At 67.7% G+C, this 21,647-nt stretch carries 21 protein-coding genes; 16 read left to right on the top strand and 5 right to left on the bottom strand.

Features of this window, described 5'->3' with window-relative positions; genetic code table 11:
- Positions 1-7 precede the first annotated feature (7 nt).
- The 6 genes from ccoP (at position 8) to ccoS (ending at position 6,575) form a co-directional block, all read left to right on the top strand.
- Positions 8-895: a cytochrome-c oxidase, cbb3-type subunit III gene (gene ccoP, locus G0D83_RS01590; protein WP_164188922.1), complete on the top strand. Its 888-nt coding sequence runs from the start codon at positions 8-10 to the stop codon at positions 893-895.
- A 446-nt stretch (positions 896-1,341) separates the two neighbouring features.
- Positions 1,342-2,220, top strand: coding sequence for a LysR substrate-binding domain-containing protein (locus G0D83_RS01585; protein ID WP_164188920.1), 879 nt, complete (start codon positions 1,342-1,344; stop codon positions 2,218-2,220).
- A gap of 90 nt (positions 2,221-2,310) precedes the next feature.
- Positions 2,311-3,747, top strand: coding sequence for a cytochrome c oxidase accessory protein CcoG (gene ccoG, locus G0D83_RS01580; RefSeq protein ID WP_164188918.1), 1,437 nt, complete (start codon positions 2,311-2,313; stop codon positions 3,745-3,747).
- Positions 3,744-4,217, top strand: coding sequence for a FixH family protein (locus tag G0D83_RS01575; RefSeq protein WP_164188916.1), 474 nt, complete (start codon positions 3,744-3,746; stop codon positions 4,215-4,217). Before ccoG ends, G0D83_RS01575 begins: the two co-directional genes overlap by 4 nt.
- Before the next feature lie 4 nt (positions 4,218-4,221).
- A complete protein-coding gene (locus G0D83_RS01570; RefSeq protein WP_164188914.1) occupies positions 4,222-6,417 on the top strand; it encodes a heavy metal translocating P-type ATPase in 2,196 nt (731 codons plus the stop codon).
- Positions 6,414-6,575, top strand: coding sequence for a cbb3-type cytochrome oxidase assembly protein CcoS (ccoS, locus tag G0D83_RS01565; RefSeq protein WP_095881226.1), 162 nt, complete (start codon positions 6,414-6,416; stop codon positions 6,573-6,575). The genes G0D83_RS01570 and ccoS overlap by 4 nt, the downstream gene beginning before the upstream one ends.
- A 133-nt stretch (positions 6,576-6,708) precedes the next feature.
- On the opposite strand, the gene G0D83_RS01560 is transcribed toward ccoS, so the two are convergent.
- Both G0D83_RS01560 and G0D83_RS01555 read right to left on the bottom strand, forming a co-directional pair.
- Complete coding sequence (locus G0D83_RS01560; RefSeq protein ID WP_108966609.1) at positions 6,709-7,035, bottom strand: hypothetical protein; 327 nt, start codon at positions 7,033-7,035, stop codon at positions 6,709-6,711.
- Between the two features lie 196 nt (positions 7,036-7,231).
- Positions 7,232-7,690, bottom strand: a complete 459-nt coding sequence (locus G0D83_RS01555) for an Lrp/AsnC family transcriptional regulator (RefSeq protein WP_164188911.1) — start codon at positions 7,688-7,690, stop codon at positions 7,232-7,234.
- Positions 7,691-7,840: 150 nt separating this feature from the next.
- On the opposite strand from G0D83_RS01555, the gene ald reads away from it, so the two are divergent.
- Positions 7,841-8,959 carry an alanine dehydrogenase gene (gene ald, locus G0D83_RS01550; protein WP_164188909.1) on the top strand — a complete coding sequence of 373 codons (1,119 nt, stop codon included), beginning with the start codon at positions 7,841-7,843 and terminating at the stop codon, positions 8,957-8,959.
- 126 nt (positions 8,960-9,085) lie between these two features.
- On the opposite strand, the gene G0D83_RS01545 is transcribed toward ald, so the two are convergent.
- The gene (locus G0D83_RS01545) at positions 9,086-9,973 is read right to left on the bottom strand and encodes a cation diffusion facilitator family transporter (RefSeq protein WP_164188907.1); all 888 of its coding nucleotides are present in this window, start codon (positions 9,971-9,973) and stop codon (positions 9,086-9,088) included.
- 114 nt (positions 9,974-10,087) lie between these two features.
- The gene (gene mscL / locus G0D83_RS01540; RefSeq protein WP_164188905.1) at positions 10,088-10,510 is read right to left on the bottom strand and encodes a large conductance mechanosensitive channel protein MscL; all 423 of its coding nucleotides are present in this window, start codon (positions 10,508-10,510) and stop codon (positions 10,088-10,090) included.
- 429 nt (positions 10,511-10,939) lie between these two features.
- On the opposite strand from mscL, the gene G0D83_RS01535 reads away from it, so the two are divergent.
- The 9 genes from G0D83_RS01535 (at position 10,940) to rpe (ending at position 19,898) form a co-directional block, all read left to right on the top strand.
- Positions 10,940-11,662, top strand: a complete 723-nt coding sequence (locus G0D83_RS01535) for a hypothetical protein (RefSeq protein ID WP_203595172.1) — start codon at positions 10,940-10,942, stop codon at positions 11,660-11,662.
- 83 nt (positions 11,663-11,745) lie between these two features.
- A complete protein-coding gene (locus G0D83_RS01530) occupies positions 11,746-12,195 on the top strand; it encodes a YtoQ family protein (protein WP_108966619.1) in 450 nt (149 codons plus the stop codon).
- 307 nt (positions 12,196-12,502) lie between these two features.
- Entirely contained in the window at positions 12,503-13,549 is a 1,047-nt protein-coding gene (locus G0D83_RS01525) for a rod shape-determining protein (protein WP_095882793.1), read from the top strand.
- Between the two features lie 116 nt (positions 13,550-13,665).
- Positions 13,666-14,625: a rod shape-determining protein MreC gene (mreC, locus tag G0D83_RS01520; RefSeq protein WP_164188903.1), complete on the top strand. Its 960-nt coding sequence runs from the start codon at positions 13,666-13,668 to the stop codon at positions 14,623-14,625.
- Positions 14,618-15,160, top strand: a complete 543-nt coding sequence (locus G0D83_RS01515) for a rod shape-determining protein MreD (RefSeq protein ID WP_164188901.1) — start codon at positions 14,618-14,620, stop codon at positions 15,158-15,160. Before mreC ends, G0D83_RS01515 begins: the two co-directional genes overlap by 8 nt.
- Positions 15,157-17,076: a penicillin-binding protein 2 gene (mrdA, locus tag G0D83_RS01510; RefSeq protein WP_164188899.1), complete on the top strand. Its 1,920-nt coding sequence runs from the start codon at positions 15,157-15,159 to the stop codon at positions 17,074-17,076. The genes G0D83_RS01515 and mrdA overlap by 4 nt, the downstream gene beginning before the upstream one ends.
- The gene (gene rodA / locus G0D83_RS01505) at positions 17,073-18,212 is read left to right on the top strand and encodes a rod shape-determining protein RodA (RefSeq protein ID WP_164188897.1); all 1,140 of its coding nucleotides are present in this window, start codon (positions 17,073-17,075) and stop codon (positions 18,210-18,212) included. Before mrdA ends, rodA begins: the two co-directional genes overlap by 4 nt.
- A gap of 17 nt (positions 18,213-18,229) precedes the next feature.
- Positions 18,230-19,165, top strand: a complete 936-nt coding sequence (locus G0D83_RS01500) for a glyoxylate/hydroxypyruvate reductase A (protein WP_164188895.1) — start codon at positions 18,230-18,232, stop codon at positions 19,163-19,165.
- 37 nt (positions 19,166-19,202) lie between these two features.
- Positions 19,203-19,898, top strand: a complete 696-nt coding sequence (gene rpe, locus G0D83_RS01495) for a ribulose-phosphate 3-epimerase (protein ID WP_108966630.1) — start codon at positions 19,203-19,205, stop codon at positions 19,896-19,898.
- A 93-nt stretch (positions 19,899-19,991) separates the two neighbouring features.
- Here rpe and G0D83_RS01490 read toward each other — a convergent pair whose 3' ends face one another.
- Positions 19,992-21,611, bottom strand: a complete 1,620-nt coding sequence (locus tag G0D83_RS01490; protein WP_108966631.1) for a SulP family inorganic anion transporter — start codon at positions 21,609-21,611, stop codon at positions 19,992-19,994.
- Positions 21,612-21,647: the final 36 nt, after the last annotated feature.

The following is a 21,647-nucleotide window of genomic DNA, read 5'->3' as shown; positions in this document are numbered from 1 at the left end:
GAGGATCATGAGCGACAAGAAAGACACCCGTAGAGACGATCTCGACTACGAGACCACCGGCCATTCCTGGGACGGGATCGAGGAGTACAACAAGCCGCTGCCGCGCTGGTGGCTGATGGTCTTCTACGCGACCATCATCTGGGGCGTGGGCTACACCATCGCCTATCCCGCCTGGCCGGGCGTGCGTTCGGCCACCGCGGGGCTGCTCGGCTACTCGACCCGCGGCGCCGTGGCCGAGGAGATCGCGGCGCAGGAGGCCAAGCTCGCCCCGATCAACGAGCAGCTTGCCTCGGTCGAGCTGAGCGCGATCGCGGGCGACCCCGAGCTGGGCGGCTACGCGCAGAACGCCGGGGCCGCGGTCTTCCGCACCTGGTGCGCGCAGTGCCACGGCTCGGGCGCAGCGGGGGCCAAGGGCTATCCCAACCTGCTCGACGACGACTGGCTCTGGGGCGGCTCGATCGAGGAGATCCACACCACGATCACCCATGGCATCCGCAACGAGGACGACCCCGATGCGCGCTACTCGGAAATGCCGGCCTTCGGGCGTGACGGGCTGCTCGAGCGCGAACAGATCGCCGCGGTCAGCAACTACGTGATGACGCTGTCGGGCGAAGAGCCCCAGGACGCTTCGCTCGTTGACGAGGGCGCCACGGTCTTCGCGGACAATTGCGCGGCCTGCCATGGCGAGGACGGCACCGGCGACCGGATGCAGGGCGCGCCGAACCTGACCGACGCGATCTGGCTCTACGGCGGCGACTACGCGACGATCCACGAGACCGTCACCAACGCCCGCTTCGGCGTCATGCCGAACTGGAACGCCCGTCTGTCGGAAGCGGAAATCCGCGCCGTGGCCACCTATGTGCACGGGCTTGGCGGCGGCGAAGCCTCCGAGTAGGCGCGCGACAAGATACCTCTGGGCCGCAAGGCCCGGAGGCCAGACGCCGGTCCCCCACCTGTTCGCGCGTTTCCAGGGGGGCCGGCGTTTCCTTTTGCCGCCGAGAAAGCGGACGTTTCACGTCTCATGACCCCGGCAATCTGCCTTGGCCGCATTTCTGCCCTTGGCACGCATCAAAATTCCGTTGATCATTGACCGTATACCCCGGCGACGCCTGTCGCTTGCCCGGGACGCCTCTGGCGCACCGGGGTGAGGCGCATGTGTCGAGCGCGCGGATGGAGGGCAATTTGGCCTGACGTCCGTCCGGGTCGCAGTCATGAAAGTTTTTGCATATATTACAAGCACTTTTAACCTCCTGAATACGCCATTTCGCCCTTCAAGTATTGATCGAAGGGCCCATTGCAGCCAGTCAGGAAGAATTCTGACATGTAAGATTGCTTGACATAATGAATTGGACCTCTCTCCCCCCTCTCCCTGCGCTCCGGGCCTTTGCCGCCTACGCCGAGACCGGGTCGGTGCAAAAGGCCGGCGCAGCTCTGAACGTCAGCCACGCGGCGATCAGCCAGCAGATACGAAACCTGGAGTCGCATCTCGGCATCGGGCTGCTAGACCGCTCGCGGCGCTCCATGGCGCTGACCGAGGAAGGCGCGCGGCTGGCACAGGCGCTGGCCGAGGGATTCGGGCGCATCGCGCAGGAGCTCGAGGCGCTGACCGGCGCCGAAGCCGACCGGCCGCTGATGATCACCACCACGCCGAGTTTTGCCTCGTCCTGGCTGATGCCGCGGCTCGCGCGCTTTCGCGAGGCGCATCCCGAGATCAGCCTGATGCTCGATCCCTCGGCCAAGCTCGCGCCGCTGGAGCCTGGCGGCATCGACGTGGCGCTGCGCTACGGCTCGGGCCGCTGGCCAGGGCTCGAGGCCGAGCTGCTGGTGGAGTCTCCCATCGCGCTGGTCGGCGCGCCGCAGCTGGTGGGCGACCGCGAGTACACCGACCCCGCCGAGCTGCGCAGCTTCCACTGGCTGCAGGAGCTGGGCACCAACGAGGCCACCGACTGGTTCGCCCAGTTCGGCATAGACCACGACGTCCGGCAGGGGGTCAGCTCGTTGCCCGGCAACCTGATGCTCGAGGCCGCGCGGCAGGGTCATGGCATCGCGATCACCGCCCGCGTCTTTGCCGAGGACGACATCGCCTCGGGCCGGCTGCGACTATTGTTCGAAGATAGCCGACAAAAGGGCTACTATCTGGTCACCCGGCCCGGAGTCATGCGCGCGCCGCTCCGGATGTTCACCACCTGGCTGCGACGTGAGGCCGCAAAAGCTAAGTGAAAGATATGCTTATTGATGCAGGTCAAAGTTCGCGGCGCGCTGCGGCGTCAGAACGGGCGGCACAGGCAGATTCGAACCGGAGTACTTGCGGTGTCCGAGACCCAACCAGGCGCGCCCTCTCTCTACGCGGCGCGCGAGCCGATTTTCCCCCGCCGGGTGCGCGGGCACTTCCGTAATCTCAAATGGGTGCTGATGCTCGTGCTCTTGGGCATCTACTACGTGACCCCCTGGATCCGCTGGGACAGGGGGCCGGAGCTGCCGGACCAGGCGGTGCTGGTCGACATGGCTGGCCGCCGCTTCTTTTTCTTCTTCATCGAGATCTGGCCACACGAGTTCTACTTCGTCGCCGGCCTGCTGATCATGGCAGGGCTCGGGCTCTTCCTCTTCACCTCGGCGCTGGGAAGGGTCTGGTGCGGCTATGCCTGCCCGCAGACCGTCTGGACCGACCTCTTCATCCTCGTCGAACGCTGGATCGAGGGCGACCGCAACGCGCGGCTTCGGCTGCACCGGCAGAAAAATTGGGACGTACGCAAGCTACGGCTGCGGCTGACCAAATGGGTGGTCTGGCTGCTCATCGCGCTGGCCACCGGCGGTGCCTGGGTGTTCTATTTCACCGACGCGCCCACCCTGCTGGTCGACCTGGTGACCGGCAACGCCCACCCCGTGGCCTACACGACGATCGCCATCCTCACCGCCACGACCTTTGCCTTCGGCGGCTTCGCGCGCGAGCAGATCTGCATCTATGCCTGCCCCTGGCCGCGCATCCAGGCGGCGATGATGGACGAGGAGACGCTGACCGTCGGCTACCGCGACTGGCGCGGCGAGCCGCGCGGCAAGCACCGCAAGGCCGAGGGCGCAGAGCAGCTCGGCGACTGCATCGACTGCAACGCCTGCGTGAACGTCTGCCCCATGGGGATCGACATCCGCGACGGCCAGCAGATGGCCTGCATCACCTGCGCGCTCTGCATCGACGCCTGCGACGACGTGATGGACAAGATCGGCAAGCCGCGCGGGCTGATCGATTACCTCGCCCTGTCGGACGAGACGCGCGAGCGCGCGGGCCAAGAACCCCGCAGGATCTGGAAGCACATCTTCCGTCCGCGCGTGCTTCTCTACACCGCGCTCTGGTCGCTGGTCGGCGTCGGCCTGCTGGTCGCGCTGGTGCTGCGCCCCGAGATCGAGCTCACCGTCGCCCCGGTGCGCAATCCGACCTACGTGGTGCTTTCGGACGGCTCGATCCGCAACACCTACGACGTGCGCCTGCTCAACAAGCACGGCGAGGACCGGCCCTTCCGGCTGTCGCTCTCGGACGATGCCATCCTGCAGATCAGCCTCGAGGGCGAGACGGACACCACCGTTGACGTGCCCGCCAACGAGACGCACCTTCAGAGGGTCTATGTGACCGCTCCCGAGGGCACCCCCGAGGCTAAGGCCGACCGCACCGAGTTTCACATTTGGGTCGAGGACCTGACCACCGGCGACCGCGCCGCCAAGGCGACCATCTTCAACGGACGGACAATTCAATGACCGAAGCACAGGATAGCGGACGCAAGCTCACCGGCTGGCACGTGCTGGCGATCTTCGGCGGCGCCTTCGGGGTGATCATCGCGGTGAACATCGCGCTCGCCTACAATGCCATCGCCACCTTCCCTGGGCTCGAGGTGCCGAACTCCTACGTCGCCAGCCAGACCTTCGATGTCCGCCGCGCCGAGCAGGAGGCGCTGCGCTGGACCGCCCATGCCGAGCCGCGCGAGGGCGCGGTGGTGCTGCGGTTCACCGATCCCGAGGGTTTGCCGGTGAAGCCCGCCGAGCTGAGCGCAAGACTCGGCCGCTCGACCCACGTCAAGGACGACCACACGCCCGAGTTCTTCTGGGACGGCCGCCAGTTCGTCGCCGCCGACGATCTTGCGCCCGGCCATTGGAACGTCTGGGTGAAGGCCCAAGCCGAGGATGGTACGCTCTTCGAGCAGCGTCTGGAATTCTTCATCAGGGGCTGACCTCATGACCGCCACCCTGCGACCGCCCGCCTCTGCCTGCCCGGCCTGCGTCGCCGCCCCCGCCGCCGAGGCGTTGGCCGAGCGCGCGCAGCCCTCCGAGGCCCGGCTGGCCCTGTCGCTGCCGACCATCCATTGCGCCGCCTGCATGACCGCCGTGGAAAGCGCGCTGGAAAAGGTGCCCGGCGTGCGCAGCGCCCGGGTCAACCTCAGCCAGAAGCGCGTGCGCATCGAGGCCGACCCGCAAATGACCGCTGAAGCGCTGATCCCCGTCGTCGAAGCGGCGGGATACGAGGCTCACGAGCTCGACGCCGGCACGCTTGCGGCCACCGCCACCGACACGGCCGGGCGCGATCTGCTGATGCGCCTCGCCGTGGCGGGCTTTGCCGCGATGAACGTCATGCTGCTGTCGGTCGCGGTCTGGTCCGGCGCCGAGGGGCCGACGCGCGACCTGTTCCACTGGATCTCGGCGGCCATCGTGCTGCCCACTGTCGCCTTCTCGGCGCAGCCCTTCTTTCGCAACGCCTGGTCCGCGCTGCGCGCCGGGCATCTCAATATGGACGTGCCGATCTCTCTGGCGATCCTGCTGGCCATCGTCACCTCGCTTTGGGAGACGATGCTCTCGGGCGAGCACGCCTATTTCGACGCCGCCATCGCGCTGACCTTCTTCCTGCTCACCGGGCGCTACCTCGACCACCGCACCCGCGCCATCGCCCGCTCCGCCGCCGAGGAGCTTTCGGCGCTCGAGGTGCCCCGCGCCTGGCGTCTCACCGAGGCGGGCGAGGAACAGGTCCCCGCCGCCGAGCTGCGCGTCGGCGATCTGGTCCGCGTGCGCCCCGGCGGGCGGATGCCGGTCGACGGCGAGATCTGCGAGGGCCAGTCAGAGCTCGACCGCTCGCTGCTGACCGGCGAGACCCTGCCCGTCTACGCCGCCCCCGGCCAGACGGTGAGCGCCGGCGAGGTGAACCTCACCGGCCCGTTGGTGATCCGCGCCACGGCGGTGGGCCGCGACACCTCGCTGCACCGCATGGCCGATCTGGTGGCCGTGGCCGAGTCGGGCCGCGAGAACTACACGCCGCTCGCCGACAAGGCCGCCAAGCTTTACGCGCCGGGGGTACACATCCTCGCCGCGCTGGCCTTCCTCGGCTGGCTGCTCTGGTCCGGCGATTTCCGCGTCGCGCTCAATATCGCCGCCGCAGTGCTGATCATCACCTGCCCCTGCGCGCTCGGGCTCGCCGTGCCCGCGGTGACCACAGCCGCCTCGGGCAAGCTTTTCAAGCAGGGGCTTCTGATCAAGGACGGCACCGCGCTCGAGCGGCTGGCCGAGATCGACACGGTGGTCTTCGACAAGACCGGCACGCTGACCGCGGGCACGCCGGCTCTGACCAATCGCGACGACTTCACCCGGCACGACCTCGAGATCGCCCTCGCCCTCGCCGAGGGCTCGGCCCACCCTCTCTCGGTGTCGCTGACCGCCGCGCTGCGCGCCGCCGGGATCAGCCCCGCCGAGGTCACCGGGCTCAAGGAGGTGCCCGGCCATGGCACCGAGGCCCTCTGGCGCGCAGAGCCCGTGCGGCTCGGCCGGGCCGCCTGGACCGGCGGCGGACAGAGCGCCGCCACCGCTGCATGGCTGCGGGTCGGACAAGGCCCGGCGCAGGTCTTCACCTTCGAGGACAGCCTGAGGGACGGCGCCGAGGAAACAGTCGCCGCACTCAAGGACATGGGCAAGCGCGTGATCCTGCTCTCCGGTGACAGCACCGCCGCGGTCGAAGCGCTGGCGACGCGGCTGCAGATCCCGCAGTGGGTCGCCGAGGCGCTGCCGCAGGACAAGGCGGCGCGGGTAAGGGCGCTCTCGGACGCAGGCAGACGGGTGCTGATGGTCGGCGACGGGCTCAACGACACGGCGGCGCTGGCGGGCGCGCATGTCTCGATCTCGCCGGCGTCGGCGCTCGACGCGGCGCGGGTGGCCTCGGACATCGTGCTGCTGGGCCGCTCGCTGGCGCCGATCCCCGGAGCATTGTCGGTGGCCGCAAGCGCCACGCAACGCATCCGCCAGAACTTCGCCATCGCCACCTGGTACAACGTCATCGCCGTGCCGCTGGCCGTAGCCGGGCTCTGCTCGCCGCTCATTGCGGCGCTGGCCATGTCGGCCTCGTCGATCACCGTCTCGCTGAACGCGCTGCGTCTCAAGGCAACAAAATGAATATCCTCGCCTACCTCATCCCGATCTCGCTGATCCTCGGGGGGCTCGGACTCGGCTTCTTCGTCTTCACGGTGAAGAGCCGCCAGTACGAAGATCCCGAGGGCGACGCGCAGCGGATCCTGTCGGGCAAGTACGACGACCACCCCAAGCAGGATTGAGCGCCCCCGGGCAGGCCCGCCTACGGCGCACAGGCTCGAGCCTGGAAGACGCCGCGCGGTTTTCTTCTAAGGGGAACCATCCCCGGGGTGAGGAAAGCAGCACCGAGGGGGCAAAGCCCCCTCCGCGCCCCGGTCAGCCGCGCACTCTCTCGTGCAGCAGCCCGGCCGGCCCGCCGGTGCCGAGATCGTCATAGGCGCGCATCTCGTTGCGGGTGACCATGCGGTCGGCGTTGCCATCAAAAGCCATGATCGCGTCGAAGGCCGAATCCCCGTAGGCGGCCACCAGCTCGGACCAGGTCAGCACACCGTTGCGGTCGAGGTCGAGCTGCGAGAAGTAGCGACCTGCGTCCTTGCTGCGGTCGGCGGGCACACCCTCGTAGACCGTGAAATCCCCGGCAAGCGCCGGGGCGGCAAGGCTGAGCGAAAGGACCGCGGCGGCGATCGGCGTAATGGCGTTCATCGGCTGTCTCCAAATGCTTCGGGCAAAGTCTTGAGTCTCGAACACCGCCGAGCATAGCACGGTTCCGACGCAACCGCAGAGGAGCATTGCAGGATCATCTCGGCCGCCTTCTCGGCGATCATGGTCGTCGGCGCATTTGTGTTGCCCGAGGGGGTGCGCGGCATGGCGCGGCAAGTCGGAATGCGGTGCAGGCTGTTCAGAGCGGCAGGGCGGTGGTCTTGAACACGGTGCGCAGGGCGAAGCTCGACTGCATCTGCGCCACGCCCGGCAGGCGGGTGAGATACTGGCGGTGGATGCGGGCGAAATCCTCGGTGTCCTCGGCCACGACCTTGAGGATGTAATCCGCCGTGCCCGCCATCAGGTGGCATTCCAGCACCGCCGGCACCCGCGCCACCGCCTTCTCGAAGGCATCCAGAACCTCGTCGGCCTGGGCGCTGAGGCGAATCTCGACAAACACCGTGCTCGCGAGCCCCAGCTTGCGGGCGTCGAGCAGCGCCACGTAGTCCTTCACGTAGCCCTCGGCCTCCAGCCGCTGCACCCGCCGGTGGCAGGCCGAGGCCGAGAGGTTCACCTTTTCCGACAGCTCCGCGTTGGACATGCGGCCCTGCTTCTGCAGCGCGCGCAGGATGCGCCGGTCGGTATCGTCGAGTTGCATGCGTAGTCTTTCGAAAACTTGGCGGTGTGGTCGAAGATTCTCCCCCCAATAGCGCTTTGGACGGGACACTTCAGCAAGGAAATTGCACGCGCGCGGGCGCATCCTGAAAGCATCAAGAGATGCCCGGAGGGGCCAGGAGGAGGAGCTATCATGAAAATCGGGTGCCCGACAGAGATCAAACCGCAGGAATATCGCGTCGGTCTTACGCCCAACGCCGCGCGCGAGGCGGTGGCCCATGGTCACGAGGTGATCGTGCAGCAGGGCGCGGGTCTCGGCGCCGGTTTCTCCGACGAGGATTACACTTCGGCGGGTGTCCGCATCGCGACCACAGCCGAGGAAATCTGGGCCGAGGCCGAGATGATCGTCAAGGTGAAGGAGCCGCAGGCAGGCGAGCGCAAGCAGCTCACGCGCGGCCAGCTGCTGTTCACCTACCTCCACCTCGCTCCCGACCCCGAGCAGACGCAGGATCTGCTCGAGTCCGGCGCCACCTGCATCGCCTACGAGACAGTGACCGATGCGCGTGGCGGGCTGCCGCTGCTGGCGCCGATGTCCGAGGTCGCGGGGCGCCTCGCGCCGCAGATGGGCGCCTGGTCGCTGCAGAAGGCGAATGGCGGGCGCGGCGTGCTGATGGGCGGCGTGCCCGGCGTCGGGCCGGCCAATGTGGTGGTGCTGGGCGGCGGCGTCGTCGGCACCCATGCGGCCCGCATCGCCGCAGGCATGGGCGCGGATGTCACCGTGCTCGACCGGTCGCTGCCGCGCCTGCGCCAGCTCGACGAGACCTTCGGTAGCCTCTTCAAGAACCGCTACTCGACCGAGGGCGCCGTGGCCGAGCTGCTGGCCGAGGCCGACATGGTGATCGGCGCGGTGCTGATCCCCGGTGCCGCCGCGCCCAAGCTGGTCAGCCGCGCGCAGCTCGGGACCATGAAGCCCGGTGCGGTGCTGGTGGATGTGGCGATCGACCAGGGCGGCTGCTTCGAGACCTCGAAGGCCACCACCCACCAGGACCCGGTCTACACGGTTGACGGCATTCAGCACTATTGCGTCGCCAACATGCCGGGCGCGGTGCCGCGCAGCTCGACGCTGGCGCTCGGCAATGCCACCCTGCCCTTCATGCTGGCGCTCGCCGACAAGGGGTGGCGCGTCGCCTGCGCCGAGGACCCGCACCTGCAGGCCGGGCTCAACGTGCACGACGGGCAGATCACAAACGCTGCCGTGGCCCGCGCGCTGAACCTGCCGCTGGAGAGCATCGAGAAGGCTCTCGCCGCCTGATCGGCACGACATCGCGAGAAACGAAAGGGCGGGCCGCCAGAAGCGCCCGCCCTTTTTTCTCTTTTCAAATACGCGGGGAGTCCAAGCGCAGGCAGGTCGGGGGTAATGCCCCCTGCGGCCCGGGTTTCAGAGCACCACGATGCCCGAGTGCTTTGCCTTGTGCTCCGGCTCGACGTGGATGGTCACGCGGCAGCCGTCGATCTTCTCCTGAAGCGCGTGCTCGATGCGGTCGCAGATCTCATGCGCCGCATCGACGGACATCTCGCCCGGCACCACGAGGTGGAACTCGAGAAAGACCGCCTGCCCGGCCCGGCGCGAGCGCAGGTCATGCGCCTCGACCGCGCCCTCGGCATTGGCCGAGATCACCGCGCGCATGTCCGCCAGTTCCGCCTCGGGCACCGCCGCGTCCATCAGCCCGCCGACCGAGCCGCGGATCACCTGCCAGCCGGACCAGAGGATGTTGACCGCCACCAGCGCCGCCAGAGCGGCGTCGAGCCAGAGCCAACCGGTCAGCACCGCCGCGCCGACCCCCACGGCCACCCCGGCCGAGGAGAAGACGTCGGTCAGAAGGTGCTTGCCGTCCGCCACCAGGGCCGGCGAGTTCAGCTTGCGCCCCTCGCGCAGCAGCACGTAGCACCAGAGCGCGTTGATCGCCCCTGCCGCGAGGTTGATGGCAAGGCCGAGCCCGACCTGCTGGATCGCCTCGGGCTGCTGCCAGGCCCCCCAGGCCTCGCGCAGGATCAGCACCGCGGCGACGACGATCAGCACGCCCTCGAGCACGGCGCTGAAATACTCGGCCTTGTGGTGGCCAAAGGGGTGGTCTGCATCCGCCGGCTGCGAGGCGATGTGAATCGCCAGAAGCGCCGCCAGCGCCGTGGCGACGTTGACGATGCTCTCCAGGGCGTCCGACATCAGAGCGACCGAGCCGGTCAGCCACCAGGCAAAGGTCTTGATCGTCAGCACGAGAATGCCGACGAATACGCTGCCGAGGGCGATCTTCACGCTGCGGGTCATGCTGGCTCTCCGGAGGGGTCCGGGCGACTTAGCGATGTCGTCTTTGGCTCGCAACCCGGAACCCGTATCGGGATCCGGGCCTGCATGGCGGGACTGCAGAATGCGCAAGACGGATCACTTCTTCAGCGCGTCGCGAATCTCGATCAGGATATCGAGTTGGGAGGGGCCGGTCTTCACCTCGGGGGCCACCTCGTCGGGCTTTTCCGCCGCAGAACGGATCCTGTTGACCATCTTGACCAGCATGAAAACCACGAAGGCGATGATGAAGAAGTTGATCACCGCCATGATGAAACTGCCGATGGCGAAGACCGGCGCCCCGGCGTCCTTGGCCGCCTGCAGCGAGGCGTAGTCGCCCCCGTCGAGCGCGTAGAACCAGCCCGAGAAGTCGATGCCGCCGGTGAAAAGAGCGATGATCGGGTTGATGATGTCGCCCACGAGCGAGGTGACGATGGCGGTGAAGGCGGCGCCGACGATGATGCCCACCGCCATGTCCATGACGTTGCCCTTGGCGATGAAGTCCTTGAATTCCTGAATCATGTCTCTGGGTTCCCTGCCCGCTGCGCGGGTGTGACTGTCGTTTCCGGGTCCAGAGGTGGCACGTTTGCCGCGATGACGCCACGGAAAACCCGGGGACATTCCGCGCGGGCGGCGGACAGGATGCAGAGATCCCTCACTTTTTGTGCGTTGGGCCCGGTGCGCCCGGACGTCGCCCTCTCCGCGCGGCGCGGTTTCGTCGCCGCAGCATTGGCCGCCATGGATCGGGGCGCGCTGGCCGCTGCACGGCGCGCAGGTCACGGCGGCCCAGGGCAACCAGAACCACACCGCGCGCCGTCTCGCTCCACCTTAACTGGTGCTTGTTGTTTGGCTTTCCCGCCTTAGTATGACCGCAGGCATTTCCCGGCGTCGCGCATGACAGGCGTTCCAACCGATCATTCTTCCCGTCGGCATTTCACAAGGGGCAATCTCGTGGCCAGACCCGTTTCCCGACCATTCCTCACGGACCCCCGCTTTGCGCGGCTCTGCGCCGGCACCGCCCTGATCGCGCTTCTGACCTCCACCCCTGCCGCCGCGCAGGAGGAGAAGAACCCAGAGGACCCCACCAAGATCGCCACCAAGGCCGGCGTGTCCTATTCGGACGAGTTCTCCGTCTCCGGCTCGCTGGCCTTCGGCCCGGTGACCAAGGTCAACGCGCGGGTCTCGGAGAGCGGGCAATGGTCGCTCGGGGCATCCTACCTCTTCTCCTTCGGCATCCTGACCTTCTCGGCCGGCAAGAACGAGTTCGACAATGGCTCGGAGCAGACCCGTTATTCGCTCGGGGGCTTCATCCCGCTGACGGCCATGGGGCTCAAGACCGGGCGGTGGCAGCTCTTCACCCCCTTCGGCTATACCTACAGCGAGGGCACCGTGGCAGTCACGAGCGTGGAGTTGCACGAGACCTTCGACGTCGAGGTCAGCAACAACAGCGGCTATGCCGGACTGTTCGCGATCCGGCCGTTCACAGAGAAGCTCACCTTCATGACCGGCGGCATCTACACGCGCGGGTCCGACGACTTCAACGGAATCTCGCTGGGCGGCGGGCTGTCCTATCACCTGTCCGAGGCCGACACGGTGGCGCTCTTCGGCTCCTACATCGACAATGATTTCGGCGAAGAGCAGAAGCTCGGCGTCTCCTACCGGCACGAGTTCTGAGCCCTCTTCCCCGCCTTTGCGGTTGTCTTGCGCCGGTCAGTGCATAGGTTGCCCGGTACGCAAGGACACGGAAGGGACACCGCATGGGACTGAACGTCTATCTCTCGGGAGAGATTCACACCGACTGGCGCGAGCGTATCATCGCGGGGGCGCAGGGGCTTGATGTGACCTTCAGCGCCCCGGTGACCGACCACGCGGCCAGTGATGATTGCGGCGTGGCCATCCTCGGCGCCGAACAGAGCAAGTTCTGGCACGACCACAAGGGCGCCAAGATGAACGCCATCCGCACCCGCAAGGCGATCGCCGATGCCGACGTCGTCGTCGTGCGCTTCGGCGAGCAGTACAAGCAGTGGAATGCCGCCTTCGACGCGGGCTATGCCGCCGCGCTCGGCAAGTCGCTGATCATCCTGCAGCGCCCCGAGCATGACCATGCGCTGAAGGAGGTCGATGCCGCGGCGCTGGCGGTCACGCGCGAGCCCGAGGAGGTGGTGGCCACGCTGCGTTACGTTCTGACCGGCGCCCTGCCCGAATAACAGGCTATCATCGCCGCCGGGTGACGCCACGACGCGGCCCACCCCGCCCTGCGGCCCGATGCGGCGGCCGCGACGTTCCGTCGCGCCCCTTTCGCAAGCAAATGCCGAGAGATGTGCGACGTGCTTCAGCGCCGAGTCGGGGCGCTGCCGACCGGCGGATGTGCGGCAGCAAGACCCCACACGCGATTTCACGCGCATTTGCGCAGGGTGGGGGCTTTTTTGCCGCGCCGTCCGACCCTATAACACCCGAGCCTTCGCTCGAGGGGAGTCGAGGGCCAAAACGCGTATTTCTGGGGCGGGACACTTAATGTTTGGACTGGACAGACTCATGGGCGCCTTCTCGGCGGACATGGCCATTGACCTCGGCACGGCGAACACGCTGGTCTACGTGAAAGGTCGCGGAATCATTCTGTCCGAACCGTCGGTTGTGGCCTATCACGTCAAGGACGGCGTCAAGAAGGTGCTGGCCGTCGGCGAGGATGCGAAGCTCATGCTGGGGCGCACCCCCGGCTCGATCGAAGCCATCCGGCCGATGCGCGAGGGCGTCATCGCCGATTTCGACACCGCCGAGGAGATGATCAAGCACTTCATCCGCAAGGTGCACAAGCGCTCGACCTTCTCGAAGCCGAAGATCATCGTCTGCGTGCCGCATGGCGCGACGCCGGTGGAAAAGCGGGCGATCCGTCAATCGGTGCTGAGCGCCGGCGCGCGCAAGGCGGGGCTCATCGCAGAGCCGATCGCCGCGGCCATCGGCGCTGGCATGCCGATCACCGATCCGACCGGCAACATGGTCGTCGACATCGGCGGCGGCACCACCGAGGTGGCCGTGCTCTCGCTGGGCGACATCGTCTATGCGCGCTCGATCCGCGTCGGCGGTGACCGCATGGACGAGGCCATCGTCAACTACCTGCGCCGCCAGCAGAACCTGCTGGTGGGTGAAGCCACGGCCGAGCGCATCAAGACGTCGATCGGCACCGCGCGCATGCCCGACGACGGGCGCGGCAGCTCGATGCAGATCCGCGGCCGCGACCTGCTGAACGGCGTGCCGAAGGAAACCGAGATCAGCCAGGCCCAGGTGGCCGAGGCGCTGTCCGAGCCGGTGCAGGCGATCTGCGAGGCGGTGATGTCCGCGCTCGAGGCGACCCCGCCGGATCTGGCGGCCGACATCGTCGACCGCGGCGTCATGCTGACCGGCGGCGGCGCTCTGCTGGGCGATCTCGATCTGGCGCTGCGCGAGCAGACCGGGCTTGCGGTGTCGATCGCCGAGGAAAGCCTCAACTGCGTGGCGCTCGGCACCGGCAAGGCGCTGGAATACGAAAAGCAGCTGCAGCACGCGATCGACTACGACAGCTGATCCCTTTCGGGATCGTCCCGGCTGCGGCATAGTCCGGGGCGGGTGCTGCCGAGGCCGCACCCGCCCTGCACCGCCCCTGAGGCACACGTGACGCAGAGGCCACCCGCAGAGATCCGATGGCGAAACACGGCACCAACAGCGAAGACTATTCCGCCCCGCTGAAGCGCCTGCTTCTGGCGGTGTTGATCCTGTGTCTCACCGGGCTGTTCATCCTCTGGCGCATCGACAGCCCGCGCGTCGAGCGATTCCGCGCACAGGTGATCGACACCATCATGCCCGGGTTCGACTGGGCGATGGCGCCGGTCACCGGCGCGGTGAAGATCCTGCGCGACTTCCAGTCCTACCAGCGCATCCACGAGCAGAACCAGGAGCTGCGCCGCGAGCTGCGCCGGATGACCGCCTGGAAGGAGGCCGCGCTGCAGCTCGAGCAGGAGAACGCCAAGCTGCGCGATCTCAACAACGTGCAGCTCGATCCGCGGCTGACCTATATCACCGGCGTGGTGCTGGCCGACAGCGGCTCGCCCTTTCGCCAGTCGGTGCTGATCAACGTCGGCAGCCGCGACGGCATCGTCGACGGCTGGGCCACGATGGACGGCATCGGTCTAGTCGGGCGCATCTCGGGGGTCGGGAACAACACGGCGCGGGTGATCCTGCTGACCGACGCCAGCAGTCGCATCCCGGCGACGATCCAGCCCTCGGGCCAGCGGGCCATGGTGGTCGGCGACAATTCGGCCAACCCGCCGATCGATTTCCTCGAGAACCCCGACCTCGTGAAGCCCGGCGACCGCATTGTCACCTCGGGCGACGGGGAGGTTTTCCCGCCGGGGCTGCTGATTGGCCAGGTGGTGCAGGATCCGGGCGGGCGGCTGCGCGTGCGCCTTGCCGCCGATTACGAGCGGCTGGAGTTCCTGCGCGTGCTGCGCGACCACGGCGCGCGGCGGGTCAGCGCCCCGTCGGGGCTGATCCTGCCCGAAACCCCGCCCGAGGCACCGCAGCCCGAGGCGGTGACCGATCCGACGGTGCCACCGCTCAGCGACGCGGAGCCCGGATCGGGGCCGGAGGCCGGCAATGGCTGAGAGCAGCCGCCCGGCCAAGGTCTGGATGATGCGCGCCATTTTCGTCGCCCTGACCTTCGCGCTCATCTTCATCCACCTGCTGCCGCTCGACCTGATGCCCGCCGCCTATGCGGGACCGGACGTGCTGACCGCCCTGTGCTTTGCCTGGGCGCTGCGCCGGCCCGACTACGTGCCCGCGCTGCTGGTGGCGGGAGTCATGCTGCTGGCCGACCTGCTGTTCCAACGCCCGCCAGGGCTCTGGGCGGTGCTGGTGCTGATGGCCACCGAGTCGCTGAAGAACCGCGACGGGCCGCGGCGCGAGCAGACCTTCTTGATGGAATGGATCACCGTCGCCGTGGTGCTGGCGGTGATCACGATCCTGTTCCGGCTGGCGCTGGGGCTCTTGATCGTGCCCGAGGGAACCTCTTTCCTTGCGCTCATGCGATACGCCACCACCGTGATCTGCTACCCTCTGGTGGTTCTGCTGTCGCAGGGCCTGTTCGGCGTGCGCCGGATGGCGCCGGGCGATTTCGACCATGCCGGGAGACCGATGTGAGACGCACCCCCAAGGAAAGCTCCGACAGCTGGCGCCGCATATCGCGCCGCGCCCTGCTGCTGGGCGGCGCGCAGCTGGGCTTTGCCGGGATGCTGGGGCTGCGCATGCACCACATGCAGGTCGATCAGGCGGACGAGTTCCGCCTGCTGGCCGAGGAAAACCGCATCAACATGCGGCTGATCCCGCCGAGTCGCGGGCGCATCTTCGACCGCAAGGGCAAGGTCATCGCCGAGAACACCCCGACCTACCGCATCACCATCGTCCGCGAAGACGCCGGGGACGTCGAGGATGTGATCGCCAAGCTCTCGGCGCTGGTCGAGCTGGACGAGGACGAGCTCAACCGCGCGCTGGCCGAGATGCGCCGCTCTGCCCCCTTCCTGCCGATCACCATCGCCGACCGGGTGAGCTGGGAGTCGATCAGCCGCGTCGCGGTCAACGCCCCTGCCCTTCCTGGCGTCACCCCCGAGGTCGGCCTGTCGCGCTTTTACCCGCAGCACGGCAACTTCGCGCATGTGGTGGGCTACGTCGGCCCGGTGTCCGAGCGCGACCTCGCCCGCTACGAGGACCCCGAGCCGGTGCTGCGCATCCCGCGCTTCCAGATCGGCAAGGTCGGAGTCGAGGCCAAATACGAGGAAGAGCTGCGCGGCAAGGCGGGGGCCAAACGCGTCGAGGTCAACGCCGTGGGCCGGGTCATGCGCGAGCTCGACCGGCGCGAGGGCGACAACGGCGCCGACATCCAGGTGACCATCGACAGCGATCTGCAGGACTACGTGCAGGCGCGGCTGGGCCATGAATCCGCCTCCTGCGTGATCATGGACGTGGAAAAGGGCGACCTGCTGGCCATCGCTTCGGCTCCCTCTTTCGATCCCAACAAGTTCGTGCGCGGCATCTCGGTCGCCGACTATTCGATCCTGCGCGACAACGATCACCGCCCGCTCGCCTCGAAGACCGTGCAGGATGCCTATCCGCCGGGCTCGACCTTCAAGATGGTCACCGCGCTCGCCGCGCTCGAGGCAGGGGTCCTCTCGCCCGACGACACCGTCTGGTGCCCCGGCCACCTGGAGGTCGGCTCGCGCCGATTCCACTGCTGGAAGCGCTCCGGCCACGGGCACGTGACGCTGGAGCAGGCGCTGCAGCAGAGCTGCGACGTGTTCTTCTACGACGTGGCGATGAAGGTCGGCATCGACCGCATCGCGGATGTCGGTCGGCGGCTCGGGCTCGGCACCGCGCCGGACGTGCCGATGTCGGCGACAACCTCCGGCATCATGCCCAACAAGGAGTGGAAGCAGCGCGAGCGGGGCAAGGGCTGGCTGATCGGCGACACGGTGAACGCCTCGATCGGTCAGGGCTTCGTCCTGACCTCGCCCCTGCAGCTCGCGATCATGACCGCCCGGATCGCCACCGGCCGCGAGGTACACCCGCGGCTCGTCAAGACCATCGACGGGGTCGAGACCGAGCTTGTCGGCGGGCAGGCGCTCGACATCAATCCCAACCACCTGCGCTGGGTGCGCAAGGGCATGTCGTCGGTGATGAATACCACGCGCGGCACGGGCTACCGTTCACGCGTTGTCGCCGAAGGCTACGAGCTTGCCGGCAAGTCGGGCACGGCGCAGGTCCGCAACCGGGTGGTCAGCAACGACGAGGTTCCTTGGGTCGAGCGCGACCATGCGCTCTTCGTCGGCTTCGGCCCGGTGAACGCGCCGCGCATCGCGGTTTCGGTGGTCGTCGAGCACGGCGGCGGCGGCTCCTCGGCCGCGGCCCCCATCGTGCGCGACGTGGCGCTGCAGGCGCTCTACGGCGGCACGCCCCCGCTCGACGCCTACCCTTCGTCGGACCACGACAAGATCAAGGAGCTGCAGGAGCGGCTCGACCGCGAGCGCCGCGAGCGCGCCGAACAGGCACGGGGGCGCGCGTGAGCTATCTCGAATACACCGTCAAGACCACGCCCACGGGCTGGCGCAAGGTGCTCTACATCAACTGGCCGCTGGTGATCCTGCTGACCGCCGTGGCCAGCGTCGGCTTCCTGATGCTCTACTCGGTGGCTGGCGGACGACTTGACGTCTGGGCCGAGCCGCAGATGAAGCGCTTCGGCCTCGGGCTGGCGGCGATGTTCGTCACCGCCATGGTGCCGATCTGGCTCTGGCGGAACCTGTCGGTTCTGGCCTACCTCGGCGCGCTCGGGCTGCTGATCGCCGTGGAGCTCTTCGGCACCGTCGGCATGGGCGCGCAACGCTGGATCGACATCGGCTTCATGCGGCTGCAGCCGTCGGAGCTGATGAAGATCGCGCTGGTGATGGTGCTGGCCGCCTATTACGACTGGCTGCCGCTGAGGAAGACGTCGCGCCCGCTCTGGGTGCTGATGCCGATCCTGCTGATCCTGCTGCCGACCGGGCTGACGCTGATCCAGCCCGACCTCGGCACGGCGCTGCTGCTGATGATCGGCGGCGGGCTGATCATGTTCCTCGCCGGGGTGCACTGGGCCTATTTTGCCGTGGTGATCGCCGCCGGGGTGGGCACGGTCTTTACCGTATTCGAGTCGCGCGGCACCGACTGGCAGCTGCTGAAGGACTACCAGTTCCGCCGCATCGACACCTTCCTCGACCCATCCACCGATCCGCTCGGCGCGGGCTATCACATCACCCAGGCCAAGATCGCCATGGGCTCGGGCGGCTGGACCGGGCGCGGGTTCATGCAGGGCACCCAGTCGCGGCTCAACTTCCTGCCCGAGAAGCACACAGACTTCATCTTCAACACGCTGGCCGAGGAGTTCGGCTTCGTCGGCGGCATGTCGCTGCTGACGCTCTACGTGCTGATCCTGCTGTTCTGCATCTTCGCAGCGCTGCGCAACCGCGACCGGTTCTCCTCGCTGCTAACGCTGGGCATCGGGCTGACCTTCTTCCTCTACTTCGCGGTCAACATGTCGATGGTCATGGGCCTTGCGCCCGTGGTCGGCGTGCCGCTGCCGATGGTCAGCTACGGCGGCTCGGCCATGCTGGTGTTGATGATCGCCTTCGGTCTCGTGCAGAGTGCGCACATCCACAGGCCACGCTAGACTTCGCAAGGACTTCCATGACCACGACGATCCTCTTCGCCGCCCCGCAGGACAGCTGGGACGAATACCGCGCGCCGCTTACCGAGGCGTTGGACGCCACCGGGATCGACTACCACCTCTCCCGTGACATTCCTGCGGCCGAGGTCGAGTACATCGTCTATGCGCCGAGCTCGGGCCTGACCGACTTCACCGGTTTTCCCAAGCTCAAGGCGGTGCTGAGCCTCTGGGCCGGGGTCGAGAAGATCGTGGGCAACGACAAGCTTGCCGTGCCGCTTACCCGCATGGTGGACGACGAGGGGCTCACCCAGGGCATGGTCGAATATGTCACCGGCCACGCGCTGCGCCATCACCTCGGGATGGATGCGCATATCGTGAATCCCGACCATGTCTGGCTGAACAAGGCGCCGCCGCTGGCGCGCGAGCGCCCGGTCACCGTGCTCGGCCTCGGCATGCTGGGCAGCGCCTGCGCCCGGCAACTTGCGCAGATCGGCTTCCCGGTGACCGGCTGGAGCCGCACCCCGCGGGAGATCGAGGGTATCCGCTGCCTGTCGGGCGCCGAGGGGCTGGCCGAAGCGCTCGCCAGCGCCGAGATCGTCGTGCTGCTGCTGCCCTTCACCCCGCAGACCGAGAACACGCTCGGCGCCGAGCAGTTCACCCTGCTGGCACCCGGTGCCGCGATCATCAACCCCGGGCGCGGCCCGCTGATCGACGACGACGCGTTGCTGGCGGCACTCGACGCCGGACAGGTCGGCCATGCCACACTCGACGTTTTCCGGGTCGAGCCGCTGCCGCAGGACCATCCGTTCTGGGCGCATCCCAAGGTGACGGTCACTCCCCATATCGCCGCCGAAACCCGGGCCGACTCGGCTTCGCGGGTGATTGCCGAGAACCTGCGGCGCGGCGTCACGGGCGAGCCGCTGCTGCATCTTGTGGACCGGGGCGCGGGATACTGATAAGGCGCGGCGCATCTTAACTGGAGATGCTGCCGCCATGCCCCTGCCCGAGACCTTCGACCGCAACGTGAAGATCGCCCCCTCGATCCTCTCCGCCGATTTCGCCAATTTCGGCGCCGAGATCCGTGCCGTCGAGGCACAGGGCGCGGACTGGATCCACGTCGACGTCATGGATGGCCACTTCGTGCCGAACCTCACCTTCGGTCCGCCGCTGGTGAAGGCGATCCGCCCGCACATCTCGACCGTCATGGACGTGCACCTGATGATCGCGCCGGTCGATCCCTACATCGAGGCCTTCGCCGAGGCAGGCGCCGATATCATCACGGCGCACCTCGAGGCCGGCGCCCACACCCATCGCACCCTGCAGGCGATCCGCGCCTCGGGTGCCAAGGCCGGGCTCGCTCTGAACCCCGGCACCCCGGTCGAGGCGGCGGCACCGCTTCTCGACATGTGCGACCTCGTTTGCCTGATGACCGTGAACCCCGGCTTCGGCGGCCAGAAGTTCATCCACAGCCAGGTGGCGCAGGTGAAGAAGCTGCGCGAGATGATCGGCGATCGCGAGATCCACATCGAGATCGACGGCGGCGTCGACCCCTCGACCGCGCCGCTGGTGGTCGAGGCCGGCGCCGACGTGCTGGTGGCGGGATCCGCCGTCTTCCGCGGCGGCTCGGTCGAGAACCCGGCGCCCTACGGCGAGAACATCCGCGCCATCCGCGCCAGCCTCGAGGGCTGAGCCTCCGCGCCTCGGGAGCGGAGACCCCTCCTGCAATGAAGAAAGGCGCCGCGATTTCTCGCGGCGCCTTTTTTCATTCCTGTCGGATGCGGCTCAATGCCCGCCGAGAATGCCCGTGCGCACGTGGTAATCCGCAGCCAGCGCGTAATCGGGGTCGTCGTCGCTGTCGATGACCAGGTGCCCGGCCTTGGTCAGCAACCGGTGGCAGTCGCGCGACAGGTGGCGCAGCTGAAGCCGCTTGCCCGCGGCCTCGTACTTGCCGGCCACCGCCTCGATCGCCTGCAGCGCCGATTGGTCGACCACCCGGCTGTCGGCGAAATCGACGATCACCGCCTTCGGGTCGCCCTCGATGTCGAAGAGCTCGGCGAAGCCGTCGGACGAGCCAAAGAAGAGCGGACCCTGGATCTGGTAGACCTTGGCGCCCTCGGGCGTCGTGTAGCTCTTGGCGTGGATGCGGCGCGCGTTGTTCCAGGCATAGGCCAGTGCCGAGACGATCACACCGACGACCACCGCCACCGCGAGATCCTCGAACACCGTCACCACGGTCACCAGCACGATGACGAAGGCGTCCGTCAGCGGCACCTTGGCGAGGATACGCAGGCTGTTCCAGGCGAAGGTACCGATCACCACCATGAACATCACCCCGACCAGCGCCGCGAGCGGGATGAGTTCGATCAGCTGCGAGGCGAAGAGGATGAAGGACAGCAGGAAGAGCGCCGCGACGATGCCGGCGATGCGGGTGCGTCCGCCCGACTTCACGTTGATCATCGACTGGCCGATCATCGCGCAGCCGCCCATGCCGCCGAAGAAGCCGGTGACCACGTTGGCGGTCCCCTGGGCGATGCATTCCTGGCTGGCGCCGCCGCGCTGGCCGGTCATCTCGCCGACGAGGTTGAGGGTCAGCAGGCTTTCGATCAGGCCGATGGCGGCGAGGATCACCGCATAGGGCAGGATGATCTGCAGCGTCTCGAGGTTGAGCGGCACCATCGGCAGGTGGAACGGCGGGAAGCTGCCCTCGATCGAGGCCATGTCGCCGACCCGCGGCACGTCGAGCCCGAAGGCGATGACGATGGCGGCGGTCACCGCGATGCCCGCCAGCGGCGCCGGGATAACCTTGGTCACCTTCGGCAGCAGCCAGATGATCGCCATGGTCAGCACCACCAGCCCCAGCATCATCGCAAGCTGCGGACCCGCGAGCCACTCACCGGGCGTCACCCCCGGCACCGCTGTACCCGGCACCTTGAACTGCGTGAGCTGCGCCATGAAGATCACGATCGCCAGGCCGTTGACGAAGCCCAGCATCACCGGGTGCGGCACCAGCCGGATGAACTTGCCCCAGTGCATGACGCCTGCAAAGATCTGCAGCAGACCCATCAGCACCACCGTGGCGAAGAGGTATTCGACGCCATGGTCCGCGACCAGCGCCACCATGACCACGGCGAGCGCGCCGGTGGCGCCCGAGATCATCCCCGGCCGGCCGCCGATCAGCGCGGTGATCAGCCCGACGAGGAAGGCGGCATAGAGCCCGACCAGCGGATGCACCCCCGCCACGAAGGCAAAGGCCACGGCCTCGGGCACCAGGGCCAGCGCCACGGTCAGGCCCGACAGGATGTCGGTGCGGATCTGTGCGGGAGTGAGCCGCGCCGTCGGCGAGAGGCTCAGGTCGGGTTTCTGAATACGGCTGGCGTATCGCGCCAGGAGGGCTTTGGCCATGGGGAGCTGTTCCAATCGGTCTGTTTGCGCGCGCCC

This window comes from Salipiger sp. PrR003 (assembly GCF_010500785.1).
GTDB lineage: Bacteria > Pseudomonadota > Alphaproteobacteria > Rhodobacterales > Rhodobacteraceae > Salipiger > Salipiger pacificus_A.
The sequence above is the reverse complement of the archived record's forward strand: the minus strand, read 5'-3'. Positions and strand labels throughout refer to the sequence as shown.

Coding starts and splice junctions, on each gene's coding strand:
- ccoP (WP_164188922.1), top strand. CDS start 8: ATGAGCGACAAGAAAGACACCCGTAGAGACGATCTCGACTACGAGACC.
- G0D83_RS01585 (WP_164188920.1), top strand. CDS start 1,342: ATGAATTGGACCTCTCTCCCCCCTCTCCCTGCGCTCCGGGCCTTTGCC.
- G0D83_RS01575 (WP_164188916.1), top strand. CDS start 3,744: ATGACCGAAGCACAGGATAGCGGACGCAAGCTCACCGGCTGGCACGTG.
- G0D83_RS01570 (WP_164188914.1), top strand. CDS start 4,222: ATGACCGCCACCCTGCGACCGCCCGCCTCTGCCTGCCCGGCCTGCGTC.
- ccoS (WP_095881226.1), top strand. CDS start 6,414: ATGAATATCCTCGCCTACCTCATCCCGATCTCGCTGATCCTCGGGGGG.
- G0D83_RS01560 (WP_108966609.1), bottom strand. CDS start 7,035: ATGAACGCCATTACGCCGATCGCCGCCGCGGTCCTTTCGCTCAGCCTT.
- G0D83_RS01555 (WP_164188911.1), bottom strand. CDS start 7,690: ATGCAACTCGACGATACCGACCGGCGCATCCTGCGCGCGCTGCAGAAG.
- ald (WP_164188909.1), top strand. CDS start 7,841: ATGAAAATCGGGTGCCCGACAGAGATCAAACCGCAGGAATATCGCGTC.
- G0D83_RS01545 (WP_164188907.1), bottom strand. CDS start 9,973: ATGACCCGCAGCGTGAAGATCGCCCTCGGCAGCGTATTCGTCGGCATT.
- mscL (WP_164188905.1), bottom strand. CDS start 10,510: ATGATTCAGGAATTCAAGGACTTCATCGCCAAGGGCAACGTCATGGAC.
- G0D83_RS01530 (WP_108966619.1), top strand. CDS start 11,746: ATGGGACTGAACGTCTATCTCTCGGGAGAGATTCACACCGACTGGCGC.
- G0D83_RS01525 (WP_095882793.1), top strand. CDS start 12,503: ATGTTTGGACTGGACAGACTCATGGGCGCCTTCTCGGCGGACATGGCC.
- mreC (WP_164188903.1), top strand. CDS start 13,666: ATGGCGAAACACGGCACCAACAGCGAAGACTATTCCGCCCCGCTGAAG.
- G0D83_RS01515 (WP_164188901.1), top strand. CDS start 14,618: ATGGCTGAGAGCAGCCGCCCGGCCAAGGTCTGGATGATGCGCGCCATT.
- G0D83_RS01500 (WP_164188895.1), top strand. CDS start 18,230: ATGACCACGACGATCCTCTTCGCCGCCCCGCAGGACAGCTGGGACGAA.
- rpe (WP_108966630.1), top strand. CDS start 19,203: ATGCCCCTGCCCGAGACCTTCGACCGCAACGTGAAGATCGCCCCCTCG.
- G0D83_RS01490 (WP_108966631.1), bottom strand. CDS start 21,611: ATGGCCAAAGCCCTCCTGGCGCGATACGCCAGCCGTATTCAGAAACCC.